Source organism: Novosphingobium sp. 63-713 (assembly GCF_001898925.1).
Classification (GTDB): Bacteria; Pseudomonadota; Alphaproteobacteria; order Sphingomonadales; family Sphingomonadaceae; genus Novosphingobium.
Window position 1 is genome coordinate 303,082 of sequence record NZ_MKVS01000008.1, and the last position, 24,646, is coordinate 327,727.

Below are 24,646 nucleotides of genomic sequence, written 5' to 3' on the forward strand. Positions count from 1 at the left end.
GATCCGCCCCCTCGCCCTCAATCCTGCGCGATGGGCAGCAGGACGGCGCTGGCCGTGGCCCCGCCGCGCTGGATGCTCTGCGTGGCGGCTTTGTAATCGCCGGGTTTGGCGTTGAAGATATTGGCCACATAGGTCTGCGGATTGCGATCATAAAGCGGGAACAGGCTGGATTGCACCTGCACCATCAAGCGATGTCCGGGCAGCAGCACATGGTTGATATGCGGCAGTTCGAAGCGGACATTCTCCACCTTGCCCGGCTTCCACGCGCCGGGCGTGGCAAAGCCGTGAACATAGCGGCCCCGGAAAATCTCGATGCCCAGCGGCAGTTCGAAACCGGGATTGGCAGGCTTGGCCCCCTGCGAGGCCGCCTCGGGCGTGGTGTCGGGGGCTACGTCGATCAGCTTGACCACCCAGTCCGAATCCGTGCCCGTGGTGGCGGCATAGAGGTCCACCTTGGGCGCGCCCTTGATATGGATCGGCTTGTCCAGCGGAGCGCTTTTGTAGGTCAGCACATCGGGGCGATCCTCGACAAAGCGCTGATCGTGGACCAGCCATGTCGTCCATTGCTTGCGGTCGCTCATGGACAGAGGGCGCGGCAGGAAAGGCACCGGATGGGCCGGATCGGAGACGTAATCATCATGCCCCGCCGCGCCCGGCGTAAAGGACAGGCCGCCCCCCGCGCCCAGATAGAGCGGGGTCATTTTCGCATCATCCCATTTCTGCGAGACCTCCCACTGGTTGATGCCGGTGGCATAAGTCAGCACCGGGGGCGTGTGCGGATCGGGCGCATCCTTCAGCCAGTGGTCGAAGAAGGGCTTGAGCCATTTGACGCGAAATTCATGGGCCGTGTCGCCGGTAAAACTCACATCGCCCAGCTCATAGCCATAATGGTTGACGCCGGAATGCCGCCACGGCCCGATCACCAGCGAGAGCTTGTCATTGCCGGTGTCCTTGGGCTCCAGCGCGCGATAGACGGCCGGGGCGCCATAGGAATCCTCCTGATCCCATTGGCCCACGACCAGCATGGTGGGCACGGTCAAGGGCCGCGCGGCCAGCCATTTGTCCACCGCCTGAAGCGACCAGAACGGCGTATAGGCCGGATTGTCCATCAGCTTGCGCACACCCGGAATGGTTTCAATGCCCCATTTGCGCGCGAAATCGCCCGCAGAGCCTGCCTCCAGATAGGCGCTGTAATCGTCCCCTGCGCCGCGCGGGATCTTGGCGTCGGCATCGCCCTTGCCCACGCTCATGTCGACCATATAGTCGAAGCTGTTCACCCGGAACGCGCCATTGTGAAACCAGTCATCGCCCATCCAGCCGTCGACCATCGGGCTTTGCGGCACGGCAGCTTTGAGCGCAGGATGCGGATTGATCAGCGCCATCAGCGAGGTGAAGCCCAGATAGGAGCTGCCGATGATGCCCACCTTGCCGTTGCTTTCGGGCACATTCTTCACCAGCCAGTCGATCGTGTCATAGGCGTCGGTCGCCTCGTCGATCCCGGTGTTGTTCAGGGGGCCGACGATGGGGCGGTTGAGCACCCAGTCGCCCTCGGATTTATGCATGCCGCGGATGTCCTGATAGACGCGGATATAGCCGTCTTCGGCAAATTCGGCATCCATCGCGGGCAGGATCTCGGTGATCTTCTGGCTGGCCGTGCGCGTCACGTCGCCATGCGCGTTATAGGGGCTGCGCGAGATCAGGATGGGGGCGTTCTTCGCGCCCTTCTTGAACACAATGGCGGTATAGAGTTTCGTGCCGTCGCGCATCGGGATCATCACCTCGCGCAGGGTGAAATCGGCATTGGCGCGCACCGCGTCATAGGATTTGACCACATCGGGCGTCATCGGCGTCACGGCATTTTGCGCGCCTGCGGGCGCTGCAAGAGCAAAGGCCAGCGCAAGGAACGCGCCGGAACGAAGCAGTTTCATGGGAAAGCCCCTTTTGTGCAGATGCAATAGCCCAGCATGTCGTCATTGCGCGGCGGCCGCAAGCGGCACCCCCACCTAAACACGGACAGGCAGAAACATTTTATCACAAACCGGCACTTAACCCGCAAAATGGGCGCTCTAGATCATGACCATCGAATGCACGGACGAATGCACGAGGAGCGAAATGATCCGGGTACCTTTCACATCGGCCCATGCCCTGAATGAAACGGCGCTGATCCCCGCTCCGCATTGATCGGTTTTACGCGTTCCGGCCGAAGATCCCCAAGAACCCTCCTGAGGCCGGTTCATGCCGCAGGCGCCACTCCATCCGCGCCTGCCCCCTTGCGATCGGGGCAAGAGGTCTTTACCTCGCGCCCCGATCGCCTTTACTGTGCGCCGACAACGGCCAGGTTCATAAAATCATGACAGCTAAATCCATCCTGCTTGTAGAAGACGATCCGGCGCTGCGCCTGCTGACGGCGCGGGCGCTGCGGGCCAATGGCTATGACGTGCGCACGGCCAGCACAGGCGCGGAAATGTGGGTGATGCTCGACAGCGCGCCGGCCGATCTGATCGTGCTCGACATCATGCTGCCGGGCACGACGGGCATCGAACTCTTTCGCCGGTTGCGCAAGGAATCGGACACGCCGGTCATCTTCGTTTCCGCGCGCGGCAGCGAGGAGGACCGCGTTCTGGGCCTCGAACTGGGCGCGGACGATTATCTGGCCAAGCCTTTCAGCACGCGCGAGCTGATCGCGCGCATCGGCGCGGTCTTGCGGCGCGGGGGCAGCGACGAGGAACGCGCGCCCGTCCAGAAGATGCTGACCTTCGATGGCTGGTCGCTCTCGCTATCGCGCCATGAACTGCGCTCGCCCGAAGGGGCGCTGGTGGATCTGACGGGGGCGGAATTCGATCTGCTCGCCACGTTCCTTGGCCAGCCCCAGCGCGTGATCGGGCGTCAGCGCCTGATCGAACTGTCGCGCACGCGCCTGTCCGACAGCTCGGACCGCAGCATCGACGTGCTGGTCAGCCGGTTGCGCCGCAAGCTGTCCAACCCCAATGGTCAGGCCCCGATCGCCACCGTGCGCGGCATCGGCTATATGTTCACCGCCGAGGTTGCGCGTCATTGAAGTGGCTTCACGCTCTGGGCCTGCCCGCGCGGATGCTGGCCATCCTTGCGATGGTCATGCTGGTGGATATCGGCGCCAATGCGATCCTGTTCGAACGCGCCAATGAATTCGCGCTGGAGGCCGAAGAGGCCGACAATCTCGCCGATGATCTGATCGTTACCGCGCGATTGTTGAACGAGACGCCCCCTCCTCAGCGCGAACGTGTTGCGCGGGAATTGAGCCGCCCGGGCCTGAAACTGCTGTGGAAACCGCAGGGCGGCGAACGACCGCTGGCCGCGCTTGATCTGGGCACGATGCAGCAGCAGTTGATCGCCTATCAGCCGCAATTGAACCAGTATCGCCTGCAACTGCATCTGGCCCCGCTCCATGCCCGGCATGAGGTGGATGGCTCGATGATGCTGGCCGACAGCTCGCTCATCACCTTCCACAGCGAGGCGCGCGATATATTCGTGCTGCGCGCCAGCTATCTGTTGCGCATCATCCTGCCCACCTTGCTGCTGGTGCCGCTGGCGTGGTTTCTGGTCTACGCCTCGCTGCGCCCCTTGCGGCGGCTGGTGCGCGCCAGTCGGCATGTCGGCACGCCCCATGCCCGCCCCATCGAAATGGACGGCCCGGCCGAAGTGCGCGAACTGATTAGCGCGTTCAACGCGATGCAGCGCCGGATCGACGACCTGCTCGACGCCAATACTCAGACCATGCTGGCCATCGGCCATGACATGCGCACGCCGCTGGCGCGGATGCAGTTGCGGCTGGACGGTGTGCCGATGGATGCCGAAGAGCGCGATGCGATGGATGGCGATCTGTCGGAAATGCGCGACCTGCTCTCCTCGCTACAGGACTTTGTGGCGCTGGACGAACCCGGCCCCGCCAAGGAGCCGGTGGACCTTGCCGCAATGGCGCAAACCTTGGTCGATGGCGCGCAGGATCGCGGCTATCCGGCCGAGTATGAGGGGCCGGACCGGCTGGTGGTGATGGCGCGGGCGGTATCGCTGCGCCGGGCCATGTCGAACCTGATCGAGAATGCGCTGCATTACGGCGGCAATGTCATGGTGCGCGTCGAGATCGAAAAGGCCAGTGTCACGCTGGCGGTCGAGGATGACGGCCCCGGCATTCCCGAGGAACATCTGGGCAAGGTGTTGCAACCCTTCATCCGGCTGGACAGCGCGCGGGCGCGCAATACGGCGGGCATGGGGCTGGGCCTGCCCATCGTGGTGCGGGTTCTGCGCAGCGAGGGGGCCGAGCTGATCCTGTCGAACAAGCCTGACGGGGGGCTGCGCGCGCTTATCCGCCTGCCGCAACCGCCGATGTAAGTGGTTCATCCCGCGCTCAGTTTCCAGAAACACTTCCTTACATAGAAGCGCGGTCATAGCAAAATCGGACACATAAACTGATCTCATCAGCCAGCCCCCCTTGCGGCAGGCAACAGATCAAAAGGTGTGACCATGAACGAACTGATTGGCCGCGTATTCAGCTTTGAAAAGACCACTTTTCCGGCCAGTGGCGAGCTGTTCAACAAATTGACCACCCATGGGCAATTCCCCAAGGCGCTGATGATTTCCTGCGCTGACTCGCGCGTTGTGCCCGAACAGATTCTTCAGGCCCAGCCCGGCGACCTCTTCGTATGCCGCAACGCGGGCAATATGGTGCCCAGCTACGGCACCCAGCTTGGCGGTGTGTCGGCAACGGTGGAATATGCGGTGGCCGCGCTGGGCGTGCGCGACATCATCGTGTGCGGCCATTCGGACTGCGGCGCGATGAAGGCGCTGTCCAACCCGGTCGGCCTTGAGCGTATGCCCAATGTGAAGGCATGGCTGGATCACGGCGCTGCGGCTGAACATATCGTCTCGACCTGCAAGGGCCATTTGCAGGACAAGGAACGCGTGCGCGCGATCACGCTGGAAAACATCATCGCCCAGATCGCCCATCTGCGCACCCACCCCTCGGTGGCCTCGGCCATCGCGCGCGGCGAAATGGCGCTGCATGGCTGGTTCGTCGACATTCACGCCGGGCAGGTGCTGGGCCTTGACGGCGAATCCGGCCATTTCGTGCCCCTGCGCGAGGACAGCCCGCTGCCCGTCGCTATGCCCGCCTCGCGCCGGATCGCCGACGAAACGCTGATTGCGGAGGCGGCTGAATGAGCCAGACGGCGCAAAAGAGCGGGATCGGCGCGTTTCTCGCGCGCGACTTCACCGCCTCCATAGTCGTCTTTCTGGTGGCGATGCCTCTTTGCATGGGCATCGCCATCGCCTCTGGTGTGCCGCCCGAAAAAGGCCTGGTAACGGGCCTGATCGGCGGCATTGTCGTGGGCGCGCTGGCCGGCTCGCCCTTGCAGGTGTCGGGCCCGGCGGCGGGTCTGGCGGTGATCGTGTTCGAATTCGTGCGCGATCACGGGCTGTCGGCGCTGGGGCCGATGCTGGTGCTGGCAGGCGCGATTCAGTTGGTGGCGGGCATTGCCAAACTGGGCGGCCTGTTCCGCTCGATCAGCCCGGCGGTGGTCCATGGCATGTTGGCGGGCATCGGCGCGCTGATCGTGCTGGGCCAGTTCCACATCCTGTTTGACGCCAAGCCGATGTCGAACGGGCTGGCCAATCTGGCGGCCATTCCCGGGCGCGTGCTGGGCCTTTCGCCCGACATTCGCTCGACCGAAATGGCGCTGGGCCTTGGCCTGACCACGATCCTTGTCATGCTGGCATGGGAAAAGTGGCGTCCCAAAAAGCTCGCTCTGGTTCCCGGCGCGCTGCTGGGCGTGGGCGCGGCCACGATCATCGCGGCCAGCTTTGGCCTGAACGTCACGCGCATCGCGGTGCCCGAATCGCTGGCCGCCGCCTTTGGCACGCCGGGCGCGGGCTTCTTTGCCCCGCTGGGCAATACGGCGGTGATTACGGCGGCCATCGCCATCGCCTTTATCGCCAGCGCCGAAACGCTGCTGTCTGCAGCGGCAGTGGACCGTATGCATGATGGCGTGCGCACCAATTACAACAAGGAATTGTGGGCGCAGGGCATCGGCAACATGCTGTGCGGCGCGGTGGGCGCGCTGCCGATGACGGGCGTGATCGTGCGTTCGTCGGCCAATGTGCAGGCGGGCGCGATGACGCGGCTCTCGGCCATCCTGCATGGCGTGTGGATTCTGGCCTTTGTCGCGCTGCTGCCCTGGCTGCTGCGCGAAGTGCCGATGGCGGCGCTGGGCGGCGTGCTGGTCGTCACGGGCTGGCGCCTGGTCAGCCTCAAGCATGTCACGCATCTGTTCCACAACTATGGCGTGATTCCGGCGGCGATCTGGGTCGTCACTTTCGCGCTGGTGGTGGGCAAGGACCTGCTGACGGGCGTGATCGCGGGCCTGCTGCTCTCGCTGGTGGAAGCTGATCCCGCTGGCCAAGGGTCTGCGGCTGGGCGTCGAGGAAAAGCATACCGACGATGGGCATCATGTCGCCCTTCAGGGTTCGGCTACCTTCCTCAGCCTGACCAAGCTGACCAATCGTCTGGAAAGCGTGCCTGCCGACCGACCGGTCCATCTGGACCTGAAGGATGTGCATGGCATCGACCACACGACGGCCGAAATGCTGGGCGAATGGATCGCGCGCCGGCGTCGCGGCGGGGCTGCGGTGCGGTTGAGCGGGCCGGACCCCATCCTCAACACTCTGGCCGCCTGATTTCCCCGGTCGGCTCGAGACGCCCCTCTTGGAGTGATCCAAGGGGGGCGTTTTCGTTTGATTTGGGGGAGAATGCGTTCCGCAGCTTTGCGGCGCGCCCGCGCAATGCTAGAGACGGCCCAAAGGGCGCTCGGGATGAAGCGCCTGTCTTCGCAGTGTAAAGGTGGGGCGGACTTGTCCAGACCAGTATTTTTCGATCCCTCGGGGCGCCGTCGGCGCTGGACGCGACGGTTGACCTTCTTCGGCCTGATCGCCTTGGTGATCGCGGCCATCGCCTTTGCCACGACCGTGGTGCATATCCCTGCGCCCTCGCCGCTGCCTTTGGGGTTTGAACGGCGCACCGCGCTGCCCATGCGTACACAGGTGTCGCGCCTGTCGCATTCCTTCTCGCGCATGTTCAGCACCCCGCCCAAACAGCGCGCGAACAGCAAGGGCCAGACGATCACGGTCGCCTTCTATTCGAACTGGTCGGATGCCTCGGCGCCTTCACTGCTGCGCCATATCAACCAGATCGACTGGATCGCCCCCACCTCGCTCAACATCGACATGGCGGGCAACCTGCATGTCAGCGAGGACCGCCCGCTGCGGCGCATCCTGCTCTCGGCGCTGCATCGCCCGCTGGTGGTGCCGGTGCTGCAGAATGTGGATGACAAGGGTTTTTCACGCCTCGCCGCCATCGCGCTTTTCGCCAGCAAGGCCAAGCGCAAGGTGTTGATCGGGCAATTGATCGATTACCTGAAGAAATCAGGCGATGCGGGCATCATCTTCGACTTTGAAGACCTGCGCCCCAGCGACATTCCCGCCTATCGCGCCATGATCGCCGAGGTCGAGCGCGCGCTTGATCCTACCGGGCAGGTCGTGGCCGTCACGCTGCCGATGGAAGGCGATGGCTGGTCGCCTTCGCAATTTGCGGCCGTTGCCGACAAGATCATCCTGATGGCCTATGACGAGCACTGGGCCAGCGGCAACCCCGGCCCCATCGCCTCGAACGACTGGTTCGCCTCCAAGGTGCGCAAGGCCATCGGCAATATGCCCGCCGACAAGGTGATCATCGCGCTGGGCTCCTATGCCTACGACTGGCACCCCGGCCCCGATGGCAAGAATGCCGCCGAGAGCCTGACCGTCGAAGAAGCGTGGCTTTCGGCCCATGATTCCGCCGCCACGCCCACCTATGACAAGGCCAGCGGCAACACCGGCTTCTCTTTCCTCGAAAATGGCCAGCGCCATGACGTGTGGATGATCGACGCGGCGGCGAGCTGGAACCAGATGCGCATCCTTTCGCAACTGGGCGTGGGCAATATCGCGCTCTGGCGCCTTGGCACCGAGGACCCCGGTTTCTGGCAGGCGCTGCAAAGCTGGCGCAGTGGGGGCAGGCAGAACCCTTTTCCGGATCTGAGCCATATCGCCCAAACCGCGAACGCCGACGTTGAGGGCGCGGGCGAAATCCTGCGCATCACATCAACCCCGCGCGAGGGCGAGCGCAAGGTGAGCTTTGACCCAAAGACCGGGCTGGTTTCGGGCCAAACCTATGACAGCCTGCCTACGCCCTATAAGGTCCAGCGCACCGGCTATGCCGAAAAAAAGGTCGCGCTGACCTTTGACGATGGGCCTGATACTGTCTGGACGCCGAAAATTCTCTCGATCCTTGAGCAATACAAGGTTCCCGCCACCTTTTTCATCATCGGCGAAAACGGGGTATCGAACCGGGCGATCCTGCAACGGATGGTCGCCTCGGGCATGGAGATCGGCAACCACTCCTATACCCACCCCAACATGGCCAATTCCTCGGAAACCGGCATTCGGCTGGAGCTGAACGCGACGCAGCGGCTGGTCGAAGCCTATACGGGGCGTTCGATGCGTCTGTTTCGCGCGCCCTATTTCGGTGACGCCGAACCCACCACCGCCGACGAACTGGTACCCGCGCAAATCGCGCAGGAGCATGGCTATACGATCGTGGGCCTGCATGTGGACCCCGATGACTGGATGCGCCCCGGCGTCCAGCATATCGTCGATTCCACGCTGACTCAGGTCAAGGAAGGCCGCCCCGGCTATTCGGGCAACATCATCCTGCTGCACGATGGTGGCGGCGACCGTGAGCAGACCGTGACCGCCCTGCCCGGCATCATCGTCGCGCTGCGCCAGCAGGGGTACAAATTCGTCACCGTGGCCGAACTGGCAGGTCTGACCGCCGATCAGGTGATGCCGCCGGTCAAGGGCTATGACCTGCTGGCGGTGCGGGCCGACGTTTTCGCCTTTACCTCGATCGGCGTGATGATCGTGGTGCTCAACTGGTCGTTCTTCTTCGCCATCGCGCTGGGCGTGCTGCGCTCGGTCACGCTGGTGGCGCTGGCCATGCTGCCCGCCAAGCGCAAGGCGCCCACGCCCGATGCCACCTTCCGGCCCAAGGTCACCGTAATTATCCCGTGCTTTAACGAGGAGAAGGTGATCGAGACCAGCGTCAAACGCATTCTGGAATCGACCTATCCCTATCTCGACGTGATCGTGGTGGACGATGGATCGAAGGACCGGACCAGCGCGATCATCACCGAGAAATTCGGCGACAATCCGCGCGTGCGGCTGATGACGCTGGTCAATGGCGGCAAGGCGAGCGCGCTGAACAAGGCGCTCAAAGAGGCCACCGGCGAGATCATCGTCGCGCTGGACGCCGACACGCAGTTTGAAAAAGAAACGATCCTGCGCCTTGTCCGCTGGTTCATCGATCCGAAAATCGGCGCGGTGGCGGGCAATGCCAAGGTGGGCAACCGGGTCAATCTGGTCACCCGCTGGCAGGCGGTGGAATATACCACGGCCCAGAATATCGAGCGCCGCGCGCTGACGCGGTTTGACGCGATCATGGTGGTGCCGGGCGCGGTGGGCGCATGGCGGCGCAGCGCGCTGGAAAGCGTGGGCGGCTATCCCGAGGATACGCTGGCCGAGGATCAGGATCTGACCATCGCCATCCAGCGCAAGAAGTGGAAGGTCGCCTATGACGAGGAGGCCGTGGCATGGACCGAGGCTCCCGAGAGCTTTGGCGCCCTGTCCAAACAACGCTTCCGCTGGTCCTATGGCACGCTGCAATGTCTGTGGAAGCATCGCAAGATCATGCGCCGGGGCAAGCCGGGGGGCCTGGCCTTCATCGGCGTGCCGCAGGCATGGGTGTTCCAGATCCTCTTCGCGGTCATTTCGCCCACCATCGATCTGGCGCTGGTCGTCTCGATTCTGGGCACGATCACCCGCGTGATCCAGCATGGCTGGGCCCAGACCCAGACCGATGTGCTGCGCATGGCGGTCTATTGGGCGGCGTTTTCATCGATTGACCTTGTGTGCGGCTGGATCGCCTATCGCATGGATGTGCGCGACCGCAAATTCCGCCCATTCCTGCTGCTGGCCCAGCGCTTTGTCTATCGCCAGTTGATGTATTCGGTGGTGATCCGGGCTGTGGCCGCCGCCGTGCGCGGGGTCGGCACCGGCTGGGGCAAGCTGGAGCGGACGGGCCGCGTTTCGGCGCCGGAAGGCGGGGTTTAATCTAAACGGGCGGGTGGGCGCGTTCCACCCGCAACACCCGCATCCCCTTGGTCCGACTGGTCAGATGATACTGGCGACAGATCGCGCAGCGATAGGGGCGCAGGGTGACGGCGGCCTTTAAGGCTGCCGCCACCGCCTCGGCCTCATTGGCATAGCGGCGTTTACGCGCGCAGATACCGGGGCGGGTGCGCATGATCGCCCCGCCCTTTATGCTTCAGCCGCCGATCTTGGCTTCAAGCGCGGCCAGCTTTTCCTTGAGCACTTCGACTTCTTCGCGGGCAGTGGCCGCCATGGCCTTGACCGTGTCGAATTCCTCGCGGCTGACGAAATCGAGACCGCCAAATGCCTCGCGGAAACGTTCGCGGGCGGCATCGCGCGCCTCGCGCGTGGCCCCCGCAAAGGTCCCGGCGGCGCTGTTCATCAGCTTCACGAAATCGGCAAGGAAGGGGTTTTCGCTCTGCATGGCGCGGCTTTCGTCTTGTAATCCTGCGGCCCCCTGTCCGCATGACAAAGGAGTCCGATGGCCGCCTAGATGGCGCGCAAAGCCGCAAGGATCAAGGGCCGGACCAAAATTCTAGAGCTTGATATGCACCACAGCAGGCGCGTCCTGCCCATCGGCCTCAGGGTTAAGCACGAGGAACTGATAATTGAGCATGCTGGCAAACAGCACCCATGCCAGATAGGGCAGCATCAGCCCCGCCGCCACGGGCCGCACCCGCCAGAACAGCGCGATCACCCCCACCAGCGAAACCGCCATGGCGACGATGATCCACAGCGCCAGCGCGATCCGATGCAGCCCGAAAAACACCGGCGACCATGCCAGATTGAGCACCAGATGCGCGGCAAACAGCGCAATCGCCGCCCCGCGCCCCGGCGCCGAACGCGCCGAAACCACAATCGCCAGCGCCACGCCCATCAGGATATAAAGCGCGGTCCACACCAGCGGGAAGGCCAACGGCGGCGGATAGATCCCCGGTTTGACCAGCGCGGCAAACCACGGATTGCTCGGCCCCGACAACGACACGCTGGCCGAAAGAAAGCCGAGCAGATTGATCCCCGGCACCAGCACCAGCATCCAGCGCGCCAGTCCCGCCCGCAATTGACCCGAGGAGGCAATTTCCGTCATCTTCGTCCAGAACCCCGTCTGATTGCCGCCGCGCCCTGCCGCGCCGCATTCCCTTCATAGCCCGGCCCGATGGCCTTCAGCCAGCCCTGCCTGCTCCTTTATGAGCCATTCGGGTGAAACGACTGGTTAACACGGCGCCACGATTCGTGCCGCATGAAAGTGTTCTGGCCGGGGCCAACCGCGCGCGCAATGGCGCATGGCGCGCTGGTTCCGAAACGGAGCCAATCGCGTGAACAGGGTTAATCCTGCGCGCCTTGCGTCGATCCGCCCCCGCGCCATGCCGAAATCAGGAATTCGACATTGCCCTCCGGCCCGGTGATAGGGCTTTCGACAATGCCCTGCACCGCAAAGCCCAGTCCCTCGACCCAGCCGCGCACCTCTTCGCAAACGCGGGCGTGCAGCGCAGGATCACGCACCACGCCGCCCTTGCCCACTTCGCCGCGCCCGACCTCGAACTGCGGCTTGATCAGCGCCACCAGGCGGCATTCGGGCGCCGCAAGCCGCAACGGCACCTCCAGCACCTTGGCCAGACCGATGAAGGAAGCGTCGCACACCACCCAGCCGCAGGGCGCATCGATCTCATTCTCGGTCAGGATCCGCGCCGAGGTCTGCTCCAGCACGGTGACGCGCGGGTCCTGCCGCAATTTCCACGAGAGTTGGTTGGTGCCGGAATCGACGGCAAACACCCGCACGGCCCCATGGGTCAGCAAAACGTCGGTAAAGCCGCCGGTCGAACTGCCGATATCCATCGCAGTGGCGCCCGCCGGGTCCAGCCCGAAATGCTCGATCGCATGGGCCAGCTTGATCCCCCCGCGCGATACCCACGGATGATCGCGGCCGCGCGTTTCGAGCGGGGCGTCCTCGGCAATCTGCTGTCCCGGCTTCGCAATCTTCGTCTCGCCGCTGAACACCAATCCGGCCAGCACCAGCGCGCTGGCCCGGCTGCGGCTCTCGGCAAGGCCGCGGTCGACCAGAAGTTGATCAACGCGGGTTTTGGCGGGCTTTTTGGGCGGCGGAGCCTTGGCGCTATTGGCGGCAGCATCCGGTCGGTTTTTGGAACTGTTCATCGTCTCGGTTCTGTTTGGCGGCTTGTCTTGGACGCTCCCCCATTCCATAGGGAGGCGATGATGGCAATCGCGCGCGCCCCTTTCTTCGCCACAAGGCGCCCTATGGCTCTGATCGGGCTGCCTGTCTCGCTGGCCATGCTGCTGTCCAGTTGCGCCCCCACGCCTCCCGTCGCCGCGCCTGCGCCCACGCCGCAGGCCAGACCGGCCCCGCGCCCCGCGCCCGCGCCGATGGCCACGCCCACCGACTGGCGCGACCTGCCGATCACGCCGGGCGCCTGGCGCTGGAGCCCGTCGGGCGGCGTCTCGCAGGCCGTTTATGGCACGCAGGGCGCTGCGCCACAGATCATCATGGCCTGTCAGGGCGGTCAGGTGCGCCTGATTATTCCGGGCGCGGCCGGAGGCGTTATTCAGATCACCACCGCCACCCAGACCCGTCAGGCAAGCGCGCAGAGCGATGCCGCAGGAGCCGTCCTGCCCCTGCCCGCCGCAGACCGCCTGCTCGACGCGATCGCCTTTACGCGCGGCCGCTGGCAGGTCGAGGTTTCGGGCCATGCGCCGCTGCTGCTGCCCGCCGATGCCTCGGCCTCACGCGTGATCGAGGATTGCCGCGCGCCGCGTTGAAAAATCGGGTGATAAAATCCGCGCGACTCAGGCCCATGCCATCATCACTGGGGATAATTCCGCAACACGCCGCCCGCCCCGCCCGGAGCGCGCCGCCCATGACGGCAATATGACGGATTTTCGCGGATTTCCCCAGACTCGCCTGTCCAGGGAGCCAAGATTGTGACAGCAATTTTTTCCATTTCAAGACTTGTTGTGCAGCGCGAAATACACCACCTTTGATCCAAGGCGAGCGCGGTTGAACAGACCCTCGCCCCGTCGTCTGGACTGGGTATTGCGCCCCCCGGCGGCTCCCTATGGCTCAACAGCGCGAAAGGAGGTGATCCGATGTCTCATGGTTCAGCAGAGAGGTCGGCAATCCGTATCGCGAGGCATTATCGCTGAGTTTAACGATTAAGCGATAGAGGCTTCGTGAGCGGCACTTTTGCGGCCGCTGACCATGCGAAGGGCTGCGACGGTTTAGGCTGTCGTGGCCCTTCTCATTTTCGGGCTTGGCTCATTTTGCGGGTTCCGGTTTTGCAGGCGCCAGCGCGCCGCCCATCTCGCGCCACCCTTCCACGCCTTCGGCCAGCCAATAGACATCGCCCACGCCTTCGCGCGCAAGGCGGCGGGCGGCATTCCACCCCATCCAGCAATCCACCCGGCAGAACAGCACCACCGGCCCGCCGGGATGCCCCCGCCGCCATGCCGCAATCGCGCCGCGCAGACCCGCCCACAGCGCCGGATCGACACCGGGCCGCCCGACCTCCGGCCGCCAGACCGCGCCCGCAATCGTGTCATGCGGCTCGGTCTGCAGCCATTGTCCGGCGGCGCGGCCCAGCGGCAAGGCGTCGATAAACATGGCATCACGCCCCACCCGCAATTCTTTGGCCGCCCCCAGCGCCAGTCGCGTTGCGGGGGCCGGATCGCGGTCCACCGGGGCGCGATAGGAAGAGGCGCGATAGCCATCCGCGTCGAACAAAGCGGGTTGCGTCGCCGCCAAAATCACGCCCGCCATCAGCCCCAACATGCCATCCTCCTTATCCCAAGGTAGCATATACCCGCCCGCGCAAGGGTGCATAGTCGCCCTTGGTATGATGCGCAAAGCAGCCCTCACGGTCTTGTCCTTACTCCTGCTGCCCGCCTGCGCGTGGGCGGCCTCCCCCCTGCCGAAAGACCCGCTGGGGTCGCCCATGTGGACCTATCATGCGGCGCGTCTGTTCAAGGGGGCGCCCGTGGTGTTCGACCCGCGCGTGCGGCTGCAGGTGCCGATGATCGCGGAAAATCAGCATCAGTTTCCTGTGACGGTGGACGCGCGCACCATCCCGGGCGCCTCGCGGATCATCATCTTTGCCGACCTCAACCCGCTGACGCAGGCGGTTGATTTCCGGCCCCTCCATGCAGCACCCTTCCTCTCGCTGCGCATCAAGCTGGACCAGCGGACCCCGGTGCGCGCAGCCGTGATGGGGGCCGATGGAGCGTGGCATGTGTCGGGCGTATGGGTCGATGCGGCGGGCGGAGGCTGCTCTGCACCTCCGGTCAGCCGGGCCAAGGGCGACTGGGCGCTGCATCTGGGCGAAATGCGGGGGAGCGCGTGGAAGGAAGGCGATGATCTGCGTCTGCGCGTCTCGCTGCGCCATCCGATGGACACCGGGCTGGTGGAAAATATTCCCAGTTTTTATATCGAAACCATCTATCTGCGCGATGCCGCCGGGGTGGAACTGGCCAGCATGACGGTGGAAGGATCGGTGAGCGAAGACCCGGCCTTCACTTTCCTGTTACGTCCGACGCGCGAAGGCCCGGTCAAGGTGCAGGCCCGCGACAGCGAGGGGCGCGAGTATCAGGGCGTGATCGGCCTGCAGAGTCGCCCGCGTGGATAACGGCTTTACCCGACGCGCGATGATCGGCGCCATGATGGCCGCGCCTTTGGCCGCAAGGGCTGCGGAGCGCTATGTCCTGAAGCCCGAAAACCTGGCCCCCGGCGTCTGGGTGGTGCGCGGGGCGGATGAGGCGATTGCCTTTGCCAATGGCGGGGCGATTGCCAATTGCACGATACTGGCGGCCAAGGGCGGCGCGATCCTGTGCGATTGCGGGCCGTCGCTGGCCTATGGACAGGCGCTGGCGGAATTGGCGCAAAAACTGACCGGGGGGCCGGTTTTGCGCGTGCTCATTACCCACCTTCACCCCGATCATGCGATGGGGGCCGCCGCCTTCGATCCCGCGATCATCGCCGCCCTGCCCGAGACGCGGCGCGAGCTGGAGCGCGATGCTCGGGGCTTTTCCGATGGCATGTATCGCCTGCTGGCCGATTGGATGACGGGCACGAATGTCGTGCTGCCGGGGATGGATGTGGCGCCGGGGCCTTTCGAGATCGGCGGGCGGGCGCTGGAGGCCATTGCGCTGTCGGGCCATTCGGGGGGCGATCTGGCGATCATGGACCGGGCTACGGCCACGCTGATCGCGGGCGATCTGGTGTTTCACAATCGCGCGCCCGCGACGCCCGATGCGGATCTTGTCGCATGGCGGCGCAGTCTGGACGTGCTGGACGGGCGGGAATTCGCGCGGCTGATCCCCGGCCACGGCCCGGTCGACGCCACCCATGGCGCGATTGCCCAGACGCGCGACTGGCTGACATGGCTGGAAGGCGCGCTGGCCGATGCAGTGGCGCGCGGACTGGATATGAGCGAGGCGGGCGACATCCCGATCCCGGAGCGTTTTGCGGGCGTGGCGCTGGCGCGCTATGAGTTGCAGCGCTCGGTTTCGCATTTTTACGCAAGGCTTGAGGCCCGCGAATTGCCCCGCATCGACAATTGATGGGTTTCAGGCGGTTTTCCCGCGCCATCAACCGTGCTATCAGCCATGACACAAACGGGCCTTGTGATTTTTAATTTCAAGCCCCTTGCCTTGCGCGTAATTTTCGTTCAAAGGCAACCGCATTCACCCCATGAGGAGTCGTGTATCATGGCGACCATCGCCGAGCCTGTCCTGTCCTTCACCCGCCTGCCCCACCCCGCCCCCGTGGCCGATGAGGTACGCGAAGGGATTCTGGCCGCGCCCGGTTTCGGCACGCAGTTCACCGACCATATGGTGGTGATTGAATGGACCGAGGGCAAAGGCTGGCACGATGCCACCATTGGTCCGCGCGGCCCGATCCCGCTCGATCCGGCGGCCAGCGTGCTGCATTACGCACAGGAAATCTTTGAAGGCCTCAAGGCGTATAAGCACGCCGACGGCTCGATCGCGCTGTTCCGCCCCGAGGCCAATGCGCAGCGTTTTAACGCCAGCGCGACCCGCCTTGCCATGCCCGAATTGCCCGAGGACGTGTTTGTCGAGGCGGTCAAGCAATTGGTTCTGGCCGATCAGGCATGGATTCCGGGTCAGGAAGGCGCCTCGCTCTATCTGCGCCCCTTCATGATCGCCACCGAGCCTTTCCTCGGCGTGCGTTCGGCCAAGCAGTATAAGTTTATCGTGATCGCCAGCCCGGCCGGCAATTATTTCAAGAGCGGCGCGCCCGCCGTGTCGATCTGGGTTTCGGAATATACCCGCGCGGCCCCGGGCGGCACGGGCGCGGCCAAGTGTGGCGGCAATTATGCCGCCTCGCTGGTGCCCACCGCCGAAGCCTTTGCACGCGGCCACGATCAGGTGCTGTTCCTTGACGCGGCCGAGCATAAGTGGGTTGAGGAACTGGGCGGCATGAACCTGTTCTTCGCCTTTGAGGACGGCAGCCTGCTGACCCCGCCGCTGTCGGGCACGATCCTGCCCGGCATCACGCGGGCGAGCCTCATTGAACTGGCGCGCGAGGAAGGGCTGACCATCCGCGAGGAACGCTATTCCATCGACCAGTGGCGCGAGGATGCGGCCAGCGGCAAGCTGCTGGAAACCTTCGCCTGCGGGACGGCGGCGGTGGTGACCCCGGTGGGCCGCGTGGCCTCGCCCGACGGCACCAGCTTTACCATCGGCAGCGGCGGCCCGGGCCAGACCACGGCCAAGCTGAAGGATCGCCTTGTGGCCATTCAGCGCGGACAGATGCCCGACACGCATGGCTGGGTGATGAAAATCGCCTGAGGCCCCTGAGGTCAAAGTCAAATGAGAATGCGTCAAGCGGGGGCCTAACACGCCCCCGCTTTTCTTTTGCCCGGTCAAAACTTTCTTGTGACGCGCGCTTCTGGCGGATCGCGCGGGGTGTTCCTATCTTGCCCCAGCAATCAACCCCCGCAGGAGCCTGTCACGATGAGCGACACCTATACCCCGCCCAAGGTCTGGACCTGGGACAAGACCAACGGCGGCCAGTTCGCCAGCATCAACCGCCCCGTTTCCGGCGCCACGCATGAAAAAGTACTGCCTGTGGGACAGCATGGGCTGCAGCTCTACTCGCTGGCCACGCCCAATGGACAGAAGGTGACGATCCTGCTCGAGGAACTGCTGGCCGCGGGCCATGCGGGCGCGGACTATGATGCGTGGTTCATCGACATTGGCGCGGGCGATCAGTTCGGCTCGGGCTTTGTCGAGATCAACCCCAATTCCAAAATCCCCGCCCTGCTCGACCGGACCGAGGCCAAGCCGGTTCGCGTGTTCGAATCGGGGGCGATCCTGATTTACCTGGCCGAGAAATTCGGCGCATTTTTGCCCACCAGCGGGGCCGCGCGCGCCGAGACATTTAGCTGGCTCAACTGGCAGATGGGCAGCGCGCCCTTCATCGGCGGCGGCTTTGGCCATTTCTATTTCTATGCGCCGGAAAAATACGAATATCCGATCAACCGCTATGCGATGGAAACCAAGCGCCTGTTCGACGTGGCCGACAAGCGTCTGGCGCAAAGCCGTTTTCTGGGCAACGACGATTATTCGATCGCCGATATGGCGGCCTATCCCTGGCTGGGCAACCTGTGGCGCGGCGAAGCCTATGGCGATGCCAAAACCTTCCTCGGCCTTGAGGAGTATGAAAACGTGGGTCGGTGGGTAACGGAAATCGACGCGCGCGAGGCGACCCAGCGCGGACGTCTGGTCAACAATCGCAAGGGCTTGCTGGAGCGCCATTCGGCCGAGGATTTCGCCGCTCTTGTGAACGCCAGCGCCTGATCGCGCTATGAAAGCGGACAAAGAGGCAATTTGCGCAAAAAGTTCAAATTGCCTCTTTTCTTCGCCGCGCAATCCCGTTATGCGACGCCTCCCGGCCCAAGGCGGCCGGAGCGATGCTGGGGCGTAGCCAAGCGGTAAGGCAGCGGTTTTTGGTACCGCCATGCGGAGGTTCGAATCCTCCCGCCCCAGCCATTCTTCGATTATCATCGAAAATCAAAGCGACGGGTTCATTTCCCGGATACTATGCGGCCGGCCCCTATGCCTGCTATGCACAGGTCCGAACCGAAGAGCGGTTGGTCAGCAATGTTCAGCCCAGCAGCGATCAATGCGACATAGGCGCTCCGCGCGTTGCCAGTTTGATTTCCGCGCCCGACATCGCGCGGGCGCGACATACTCGCTGTTCATACACCGCGCGGGGTGTACTCAATCCGTCACCGGCATTCAGGCAGGCTTCGGTTGCGGCGTGGGCGATGCGTTGGTGCAGTGTGGCCTGTCCGGCGGCCGAGCCCAGATTCAAATCGGCATAGGTCACGGCGACTGGCGCGGGTTCCGCGGCGGGATCACCCGGATTCATGGTGCCGTGGGCCATGGCGGGAATGTTGGCCAAAGCGGCGGCAAACGTGGCGATGATGAAGGTCTTGGCCATGGATCTGCTCCTGCATTGTGCTTGTCCAACGGACAGGCGGGTGCGCCCGCGACCTCGCGGGGGGGCGGGCGCGTGGGTTGACGGGGAAATTGTGTTTATCGGAGGGGCAAAATCGCCGATCCGCGCTTGATCAATTGGACGGCTGAAACACTATGCCGCCCGGCCATGGCATGAAACGCGCGGTCCGCAGACGGGGAGCAGGCGGACAATCGCGAACCACCCGGCCGGGACGCATGAAAAATGCCTTCATTGCGAAAACCAATCTTCTGGTCAGCGGGCAGGAACCCGAATTTTCCGGCGCGATCGGGCGATTTCATCCTCGGTTGTGATCGCGTGGAAAACGAACCTTTGCCCGTCTCGATGATTGGATTAACGCGAAAGTGCCGATGCCCCAATGGCACATTTTTGACCGGGCATAGACGACGGCCTGTTCAGGCGGCGATGTGGCCCACGGCGGCGGCCCGGTCGCGCAATGTGCGTGCCGCCGCGCCCAGATAAACGATCATCTTGGTTGCAAAGACCCATTCCACCGCCGTCCGCCCTGCAGGGGTGAACAGGACCGCCCGGTTTCTGACCGCAATCAGGCCCGCCGCCTCGCCCGCCGCCAGCATACGGCGGACATGCATCCGCGACACTTTGAATCTGCGCGCCTCCGTCGCGATCGCGAAGGGAACGGGCACATCCGGCGGGAAGACGTGATCGGGCGCCGCATCAAGAAGCCGATACAGGATCTGGGTGCCGGCATTCCGGTGCAGGAACACATGGTGATAAGCATCGACGTCATGGCCCTGCCGGGTTTCGTAGAGGAAACCGTGCATGAGGTGCCGGATGAAGCTGTCGAACACGATGGGATTTTCAATATCCGATGCGATTTCCCCCGCCGCCGGGGCAAGGACCGCCAGTGCTTCGGCCAGCAGCGCCAGATGCCTGCGATAGGTGGCCAGAAACTTTTCCGTGGCGAGATAGCGTGCCGGTGCACCGGTCTCCCTCAACGGTTTCGCTTCCACAAAACCCAGATAGATCATGTAGAGGAGAAGCGCGCGGGCACGGCCGGGACTGGCCAGTCCAAATTCCGCCATCAGGGATTTCAGGCGCGGCAGGGATATCCCGCCCGACATGTGCAGATGCGCAGCCGCCAGCGCGGCGACCTTGCGCCCGGCATCCTTGAAGATGCCGTCCAGCGCCGGATCGTCGGCGGCGGCTTCGAGCATGGTTCGGATCAACCGGCGGACCGCGCGCGGATAGGCGGGATCCTGGCGCAGGCGGGCATAGCTTTCAGGCAGGATCGACGCCCCCGTATCCCATGCGAACAAAGCGGCCAAGGAGACGTCCGCGCTCATTTTCGCTTGCGGGCCCGGCGGGTATTCCGGGGCATGGGACGGGCCATCCGCGCCATCAGGCCGGATGCCTTTCGTCGGGAAATCGGTCGTATGGATGCCCGCGCTGACCATTCGCTGCCCTCAGACCGCGATGCAAACGGCACCCGGTCGATGTCCTTGCCGCAAGCTATCATCGAGCCCGCAGGGAAGGAAGGCCTTCCGCAATGACAGCGAGGCCGGGCCGCCTGCCCCGCTGCCGAACAGGTAAGATCCCGCCCGGCAGCGTGGCGAAGCGGCCCCAAATTCACCCGCCCAAACGATACGGGCCCGCCATCATCAAAAGCTGGCGATCCTTGCCACAATCCGAACCGAGCGGCCCGGCATCACCACCAGATCCTTGTTGAAGGATGTGGCATAGCGCTGAACGTCATTGGTCAGGTTCTGCCCCACCAGCGAAAATTCCACGCCCTGCCACTGTTTGAAAGGGCGCACCGCCACATGGGCCGAGAGCGCGTTGTAGCCCGCCGTGGCCGTGTCAAACAGGCCATAGTCATTCTGGGTGCCATAGCGGGTATAGCTGAAACCGGCATCCCAGCGCGGGCTTTGCCAATCCAGCCCGCCGCCCAGACGCCATGGCGCGATGCGCGGAACATTGTTGCCGTCATTCAGTGTGGCCCGGGTCAGATCGCCCATCACCCGCGCGGTCAGGCTGGTGTGGGCGGTCTTGGTCAGATCATAGCGCGCCTCGCCTTCCAGCCCCCGGAAATGGGCGCCCTGCTGGCGATAGAACACTTCGCGCAGATCATTGGTATCGCCCGCCACGCAATTGCCGTCATCATCGCAGGTCCGCCCCGTCAGCTCGCCATAGATGTAATTGGAAAACCATGTGGAATAGAGGCTGCCTTCAAAATGAAAGGCGCCGCGATTGGCGCGCAGGCTCAGCTCCAATGCCTTGGCGCGCTCGACCTTCAGATTGGGGTCGCCGGTTTCATAGGTCTGGGGGCCATCATGCCCGCCGCGCGCAAACAATTCCGTCAGCGCGGGCGCACGTCCCGTGGTCGAAGCCGTCAAGCCAAGCTTGATCCCCGGCGCTGCGGTGTAGAGCATGCCCAACGCAGCGCTGACCGGTGTGTAATTGCGGCTGGTGAATTGATCCGACAGCGGTGTGCCGGTGACGGAGACATGCTCCACGCGGGCGCTGGCCTCCAGATGCAGCGGCTTGGCCAGTTCGACCTCGCTGAACACATATCCGGCGATGTTTTGCGAGGTGGCAGGCTGAAGATAGGAACTGTCCGCGCCGACGGCCGAGAAATCACGGTGCTGATACTCCACGCCCAGCGCCGAATTGCTGATCGCGCCCAGACGGTTGAACAGCAGTTCGCCGCGCAGATTGGCTTCCTTGTTTCGGAAAGTGGTGTTGACCGAGCCGTCGGGATTCTTCTCCTGATGCTGATAATCGCCATAGCTGCCGTCGATATTGACCGACTTGAGCAAAGGCGAGGCAATCTCGATCACATTGCGGCTGATGACCTTGGTCTGGCGCATGTCGATATAGGTCGTGTCGCTGGGGATGCCATATTGGGCATCATAATGGGTGACGGCCAGCCCGGCGTGACTGCCGTTGCCAAAGAAATAGGAGCCGCCCAGCGACCCGCCCCAACCATGGAAAAACGAATTGTCCTGTCGCCCTAGCGGCGTGTCATAATCACCGGTGCGCCGGTAATAGGCGTCGGCATGCAGCGCCAGGTCGCCCGCCTTGCCATCCACCAGCCCGGCGACCTCGCCACCGCGATTGACGCTGGTATAGGATGAGGTCAGCTCGCCCGACAACGGCGTCTTGGGCAATTCAGTCGGCACGCGGTTGTTGATCGTGTTGATCACCCCGCCGATCGCCTGGCTACCATAGCGCAGAGTGGCCGCCCCGCGCACAACCTCAATGCTGCGCGCGGACAGCGGGTCGATCGGCGTGCCGTGGTCGGGGCCGATGTCGGAAACATCCGAAATCGACGTGCCGTCTTCGAGCAGGCGCACGCGATTGGAATCCATGCCGCGAATGATCGGCCGCGAAGCCCCCTGTGCAAAGCCGGAGGCCGAGACGCCCGGTACGTCCTTGAGAGCGTCGGCGATGCTGGCCCCGCCCGCCTGCCGGATCTGCTGCGTGTCCACTTTGGCGGGGATGGACGGCGTTTCATCCTGGGTATGCCGAAAGGGCGTTGCCGTGACCACGATGGCCGGTCCCGATCCATCATTCGGGCCGGCATCGGCGGCCCATGCAGGGGCAGCCGCCATCAAGCTGGCCACAAGCGAGGTGCTTGCCAGAAGCGAGGGCAATTTCATGGTTTCAGTCCTTTTTATTCCGATCCGATAGTGTGCCGCCCCCTCAGGCACGGGGTCTGCATAGACGAGATCCTGCAATGTAACAAGATAACATATCATTTTCTCCGTTTGCGGGGATGGAGCCCCATTTCCTCCGTCGGAAAGCCATAAAAACATGTCGGATCAAAGGGCCTGACAGTGTTTCCGTTTGCCCGCCCGCAAGGGGCCGGAAAGGGCAACAGAAGGGGGTTCACAAAGAATCCCTAGATGATTATGTGATGTTATACCATATTACGCTACCGTCAACCCGCGCTCAGGCGTCACCGCCTCACGCCCAAAGGAAATGCCATGATACTCTCAAGCACCCTCCTGCCCCAAACCGGACAGCCATGGTGGCCAGGGCCATGATGCAATCCCTGCCGACCGGACTGGATCTATCCGCGCTCGGGCTCATGTTCATGCTGGGCCTGCGCCATGGTCTTGATCCCGACCATATCGCCATGATCGACAATATGGTCTTTTCCGTAAACCAGCGCAGACCGCGCCTGGCCGCGTGGATCGGAACGCTTTTTGCCCTTGGCCACAGTCTTGGCGTGGCCGTGGTGGCGCTTCTGGTGGCCGCTGTCGCCCACAGGCTTTCGCCGCCCGCGTGGTTTGCCCCGGCCAGCGAGGTTATGGTGCTGGCCATGCTGTTGGTGGTCGGCATCGCCAATCTCCACGGGCTTTTAAAGCCCACACCCTTTCGCCCGACCGGCTGGCGCTCACGGGTGCTGGCGGGCCGGATCGACAAGCTCGACCGGCCGGTGTCGATCATCGGCGTGGGGCTGATGTTCGGACTGGTGTTCGATACCATTACTCAGGCTGCGGCATGGGGCGCGACGGCCACAACGCGCGGCGGCCCTGCGGCTGTGCTGGCGCTGATCGGGGTGTTTTCGGCGGGCATGATACTGGTCGACACAATCGACAGCCAGATCGTGGCCCGCGTCCTGCGCTCGATGCGAAAGCAGCGGATCGAACGGTTTCGCCGTCTGGTCGGCTGGCTGGTGGTCACGCTGTCTCTGGGCGCGGCGGCCTATATCATGCTCGACGCCCTGACGCTGGTCGGCTCCTTGCCCGGTCATGCCGCCGCCACCATCGGCGTGCTCACCGTGATTGCCATGCCTGTACTGGGCCTGCTGGCCGCCCATTGGCGCGGGCGCCGGGCGCGGTGACCGCGCAAAGGACCGCAAGCCGCCTATCGAGGGCCGGTTTGGCGCGCCGCCGCGATGTGGTGATACGCCCCATGATTGCTTTGCTGATCGCTGCTTTGTGTCCCGCGCTTGCCAAAGGTATCGCCGCGCTGCAATCCATCGCAAAGAACTGGATCAGGCGCTGCAAAAAACAGTCAGTCTGCGTCTGCAGCCCTATTGAGGAGCCCTAGGGCGATCTGCGCGAAAGGCATGGCAAGGATCATGAAGACAATCCGCTTTCCCGATGGCACCGCCGTTCCTGCGCTGGGACAAGGCACATGGATGATGGCCGAAAACCCCGCGCGGCGAAATGACGAGATCGCCGCGTTGCGCGAAGGGGTCGAGCTTGGAATGACCCTGATCGACACCGCCGAAATGTATGGCGAGGCGATCGCGGGCCTGCGCGACAAGGTGTTTCTGGTCAGCAAGGCCTATCCCCATCACGCCTCGGCCCGGCTCCTGCGCCGATCCTGCGAGGCCAGCCTGAAGCGGCTGGGAACCGACCATCTCGACCTCTATCTCCTGCACTGGCGCGGCGCGGTCCCGCTGGGCGAAACGGTCGAAGCCATGGAGAGACTGGTCGAGGCGGGTTTGATCGCCCGCTGGGGGGTCAGCAATCTGGATATGGACGATATGGAAGAACTGATCGATGCCGGAGGCAATTCCTGCGCCACCGATCAGATCCTATATAACCTCACGCGCCGCGCGCCGGAACTGAATCTTCTGCCCTGGCTGGCGGATCGCTCGATGCCGGTCATGGCCTACAGCCCGGTCGAGCAGGGGCGCCTGCTCTCGCACAAGACTCTTGCCGAAGTGGCCCGCCGTCATGAGGCAAGCCCGGCCCGGATCGCGCTGGCATGGCTGCTGAGCCGCCCCAGTATCCTGCCCATTCCCAAGGCGGGGTCGGTCCGGCACGTGCAGGACAATCGCGCGGCGGCCGATCTCAAGCTGAGCGACGAGGACATCGCCCAGCTTGAGCGCAGCTTCCCCCGCCCGACCGCGCGCCGAGGGCTTGAGATGCTATAGCCGCTCCG

20 protein-coding genes, 1 tRNA gene and 1 pseudogene are annotated in these 24,646 nt (G+C 63.9%); 13 read left to right on the plus strand and 9 right to left on the minus strand.

From position 1 onward, the window contains the following. Positions 1–17: 17 nt before the first annotated feature. A complete protein-coding gene (locus BGP00_RS06550) occupies positions 18–1,844 on the minus strand; it encodes a CocE/NonD family hydrolase (RefSeq protein WP_292690210.1) in 1,827 nt (608 codons plus the stop codon). Between the two features lie 506 nt (positions 1,845–2,350). Here BGP00_RS06550 and BGP00_RS06555 point away from each other — a divergent pair. The 5 genes and pseudogenes from BGP00_RS06555 to BGP00_RS06575 all read left to right on the plus strand — a co-directional run bounded on the left by BGP00_RS06555 (position 2,351) and on the right by BGP00_RS06575 (position 10,233). Then, on the plus strand, positions 2,351–3,058 hold the full coding sequence (locus tag BGP00_RS06555; RefSeq protein ID WP_168604467.1) for a response regulator transcription factor: 708 nt from the start codon (positions 2,351–2,353) through the stop codon (positions 3,056–3,058). Then, positions 3,055–4,368 carry an ATP-binding protein gene (locus BGP00_RS06560; RefSeq protein ID WP_292689914.1) on the plus strand — a complete coding sequence of 438 codons (1,314 nt, stop codon included), beginning with the start codon at positions 3,055–3,057 and terminating at the stop codon, positions 4,366–4,368. Before BGP00_RS06555 ends, BGP00_RS06560 begins: the two co-directional genes overlap by 4 nt. A gap of 132 nt (positions 4,369–4,500) precedes the next feature. After that, positions 4,501–5,196 carry a carbonic anhydrase gene (locus BGP00_RS06565; RefSeq protein WP_168604466.1) on the plus strand — a complete coding sequence of 232 codons (696 nt, stop codon included), beginning with the start codon at positions 4,501–4,503 and terminating at the stop codon, positions 5,194–5,196. Beyond that, a pseudogene (locus BGP00_RS06570) lies at positions 5,193–6,708 on the plus strand (SulP family inorganic anion transporter). Before BGP00_RS06565 ends, BGP00_RS06570 begins: the two are co-directional and overlap by 4 nt. A gap of 174 nt (positions 6,709–6,882) precedes the next feature. After that, on the plus strand, positions 6,883–10,233 hold the full coding sequence (locus BGP00_RS06575) for a glycosyltransferase (RefSeq protein WP_292689912.1): 3,351 nt from the start codon (positions 6,883–6,885) through the stop codon (positions 10,231–10,233). A 1-nt stretch (position 10,234) separates the two neighbouring features. Here the strand turns inward: BGP00_RS06575 and BGP00_RS06580 are convergent, their stop codons facing one another. The 4 genes from BGP00_RS06580 to BGP00_RS06595 form a co-directional block, all read right to left on the minus strand. Beyond that, the gene (locus BGP00_RS06580; RefSeq protein WP_168604463.1) at positions 10,235–10,426 is read right to left on the minus strand and encodes a hypothetical protein; all 192 of its coding nucleotides are present in this window, start codon (positions 10,424–10,426) and stop codon (positions 10,235–10,237) included. 21 nt (positions 10,427–10,447) lie between these two features. Then, a complete protein-coding gene (locus tag BGP00_RS06585) occupies positions 10,448–10,696 on the minus strand; it encodes an accessory factor UbiK family protein (RefSeq protein WP_168604462.1) in 249 nt (82 codons plus the stop codon). A 111-nt stretch (positions 10,697–10,807) separates the two neighbouring features. Beyond that, entirely contained in the window at positions 10,808–11,359 is a 552-nt protein-coding gene (locus tag BGP00_RS06590; RefSeq protein WP_292689909.1) for a TspO/MBR family protein, read from the minus strand. A gap of 239 nt (positions 11,360–11,598) precedes the next feature. After that, positions 11,599–12,426, minus strand: coding sequence for a TlyA family RNA methyltransferase (locus BGP00_RS06595; RefSeq protein WP_292689908.1), 828 nt, complete (start codon positions 12,424–12,426; stop codon positions 11,599–11,601). Between the two features lie 102 nt (positions 12,427–12,528). On the opposite strand from BGP00_RS06595, the gene BGP00_RS06600 reads away from it, so the two are divergent. After that, positions 12,529–13,047 carry a hypothetical protein gene (locus BGP00_RS06600; RefSeq protein ID WP_292689907.1) on the plus strand — a complete coding sequence of 173 codons (519 nt, stop codon included), beginning with the start codon at positions 12,529–12,531 and terminating at the stop codon, positions 13,045–13,047. 496 nt (positions 13,048–13,543) lie between these two features. Here BGP00_RS06600 and BGP00_RS06605 read toward each other — a convergent pair whose 3' ends face one another. Beyond that, positions 13,544–14,056, minus strand: coding sequence for a rhodanese (locus BGP00_RS06605; protein ID WP_292689906.1), 513 nt, complete (start codon positions 14,054–14,056; stop codon positions 13,544–13,546). A 163-nt stretch (positions 14,057–14,219) separates the two neighbouring features. Between BGP00_RS06605 and BGP00_RS06610 the strand changes: the two genes are divergently transcribed. From BGP00_RS06610 to BGP00_RS06630, 5 genes are all read left to right on the plus strand, one after another. Further along, entirely contained in the window at positions 14,220–14,906 is a 687-nt protein-coding gene (locus BGP00_RS06610) for a quinoprotein dehydrogenase-associated SoxYZ-like carrier (RefSeq protein ID WP_310014586.1), read from the plus strand. Between the two features lie 19 nt (positions 14,907–14,925). Beyond that, complete coding sequence (locus tag BGP00_RS06615; RefSeq protein ID WP_292689905.1) at positions 14,926–15,840, plus strand: quinoprotein relay system zinc metallohydrolase 1; 915 nt, start codon at positions 14,926–14,928, stop codon at positions 15,838–15,840. Positions 15,841–15,987: 147 nt separating this feature from the next. Beyond that, complete coding sequence (locus tag BGP00_RS06620) at positions 15,988–17,091, plus strand: branched-chain amino acid aminotransferase (protein WP_292689903.1); 1,104 nt, start codon at positions 15,988–15,990, stop codon at positions 17,089–17,091. 165 nt (positions 17,092–17,256) lie between these two features. Next, a complete protein-coding gene (gene yghU, locus BGP00_RS06625) occupies positions 17,257–18,102 on the plus strand; it encodes a glutathione-dependent disulfide-bond oxidoreductase (RefSeq protein ID WP_292689901.1) in 846 nt (281 codons plus the stop codon). Between the two features lie 117 nt (positions 18,103–18,219). After that, a tRNA-Gln gene (locus BGP00_RS06630) sits at positions 18,220–18,294 on the plus strand. 130 nt (positions 18,295–18,424) lie between these two features. Here the strand turns inward: BGP00_RS06630 and BGP00_RS06635 are convergent. The 3 genes from BGP00_RS06635 to BGP00_RS06645 form a co-directional block, all read right to left on the minus strand. Next, positions 18,425–18,748: a UrcA family protein gene (locus tag BGP00_RS06635; RefSeq protein ID WP_292689900.1), complete on the minus strand. Its 324-nt coding sequence runs from the start codon at positions 18,746–18,748 to the stop codon at positions 18,425–18,427. 431 nt (positions 18,749–19,179) lie between these two features. Then, a complete protein-coding gene (locus tag BGP00_RS06640; RefSeq protein WP_292689898.1) occupies positions 19,180–20,088 on the minus strand; it encodes a hypothetical protein in 909 nt (302 codons plus the stop codon). Between the two features lie 315 nt (positions 20,089–20,403). Beyond that, complete coding sequence (locus BGP00_RS06645; protein ID WP_292689896.1) at positions 20,404–22,404, minus strand: TonB-dependent receptor; 2,001 nt, start codon at positions 22,402–22,404, stop codon at positions 20,404–20,406. A 383-nt stretch (positions 22,405–22,787) separates the two neighbouring features. On the opposite strand from BGP00_RS06645, the gene BGP00_RS06650 reads away from it, so the two are divergent. Both BGP00_RS06650 and BGP00_RS06655 read left to right on the plus strand, forming a co-directional pair. Next, positions 22,788–23,594 (plus strand): nickel permease, encoded by an 807-nt coding sequence (locus BGP00_RS06650; protein ID WP_292689895.1) that lies wholly within the window; start codon positions 22,788–22,790, stop codon positions 23,592–23,594. Between the two features lie 240 nt (positions 23,595–23,834). After that, positions 23,835–24,638 (plus strand): aldo/keto reductase, encoded by an 804-nt coding sequence (locus BGP00_RS06655; RefSeq protein ID WP_292689894.1) that lies wholly within the window; start codon positions 23,835–23,837, stop codon positions 24,636–24,638. The last annotated feature ends 8 nt before the right edge of the window (positions 24,639–24,646 follow it).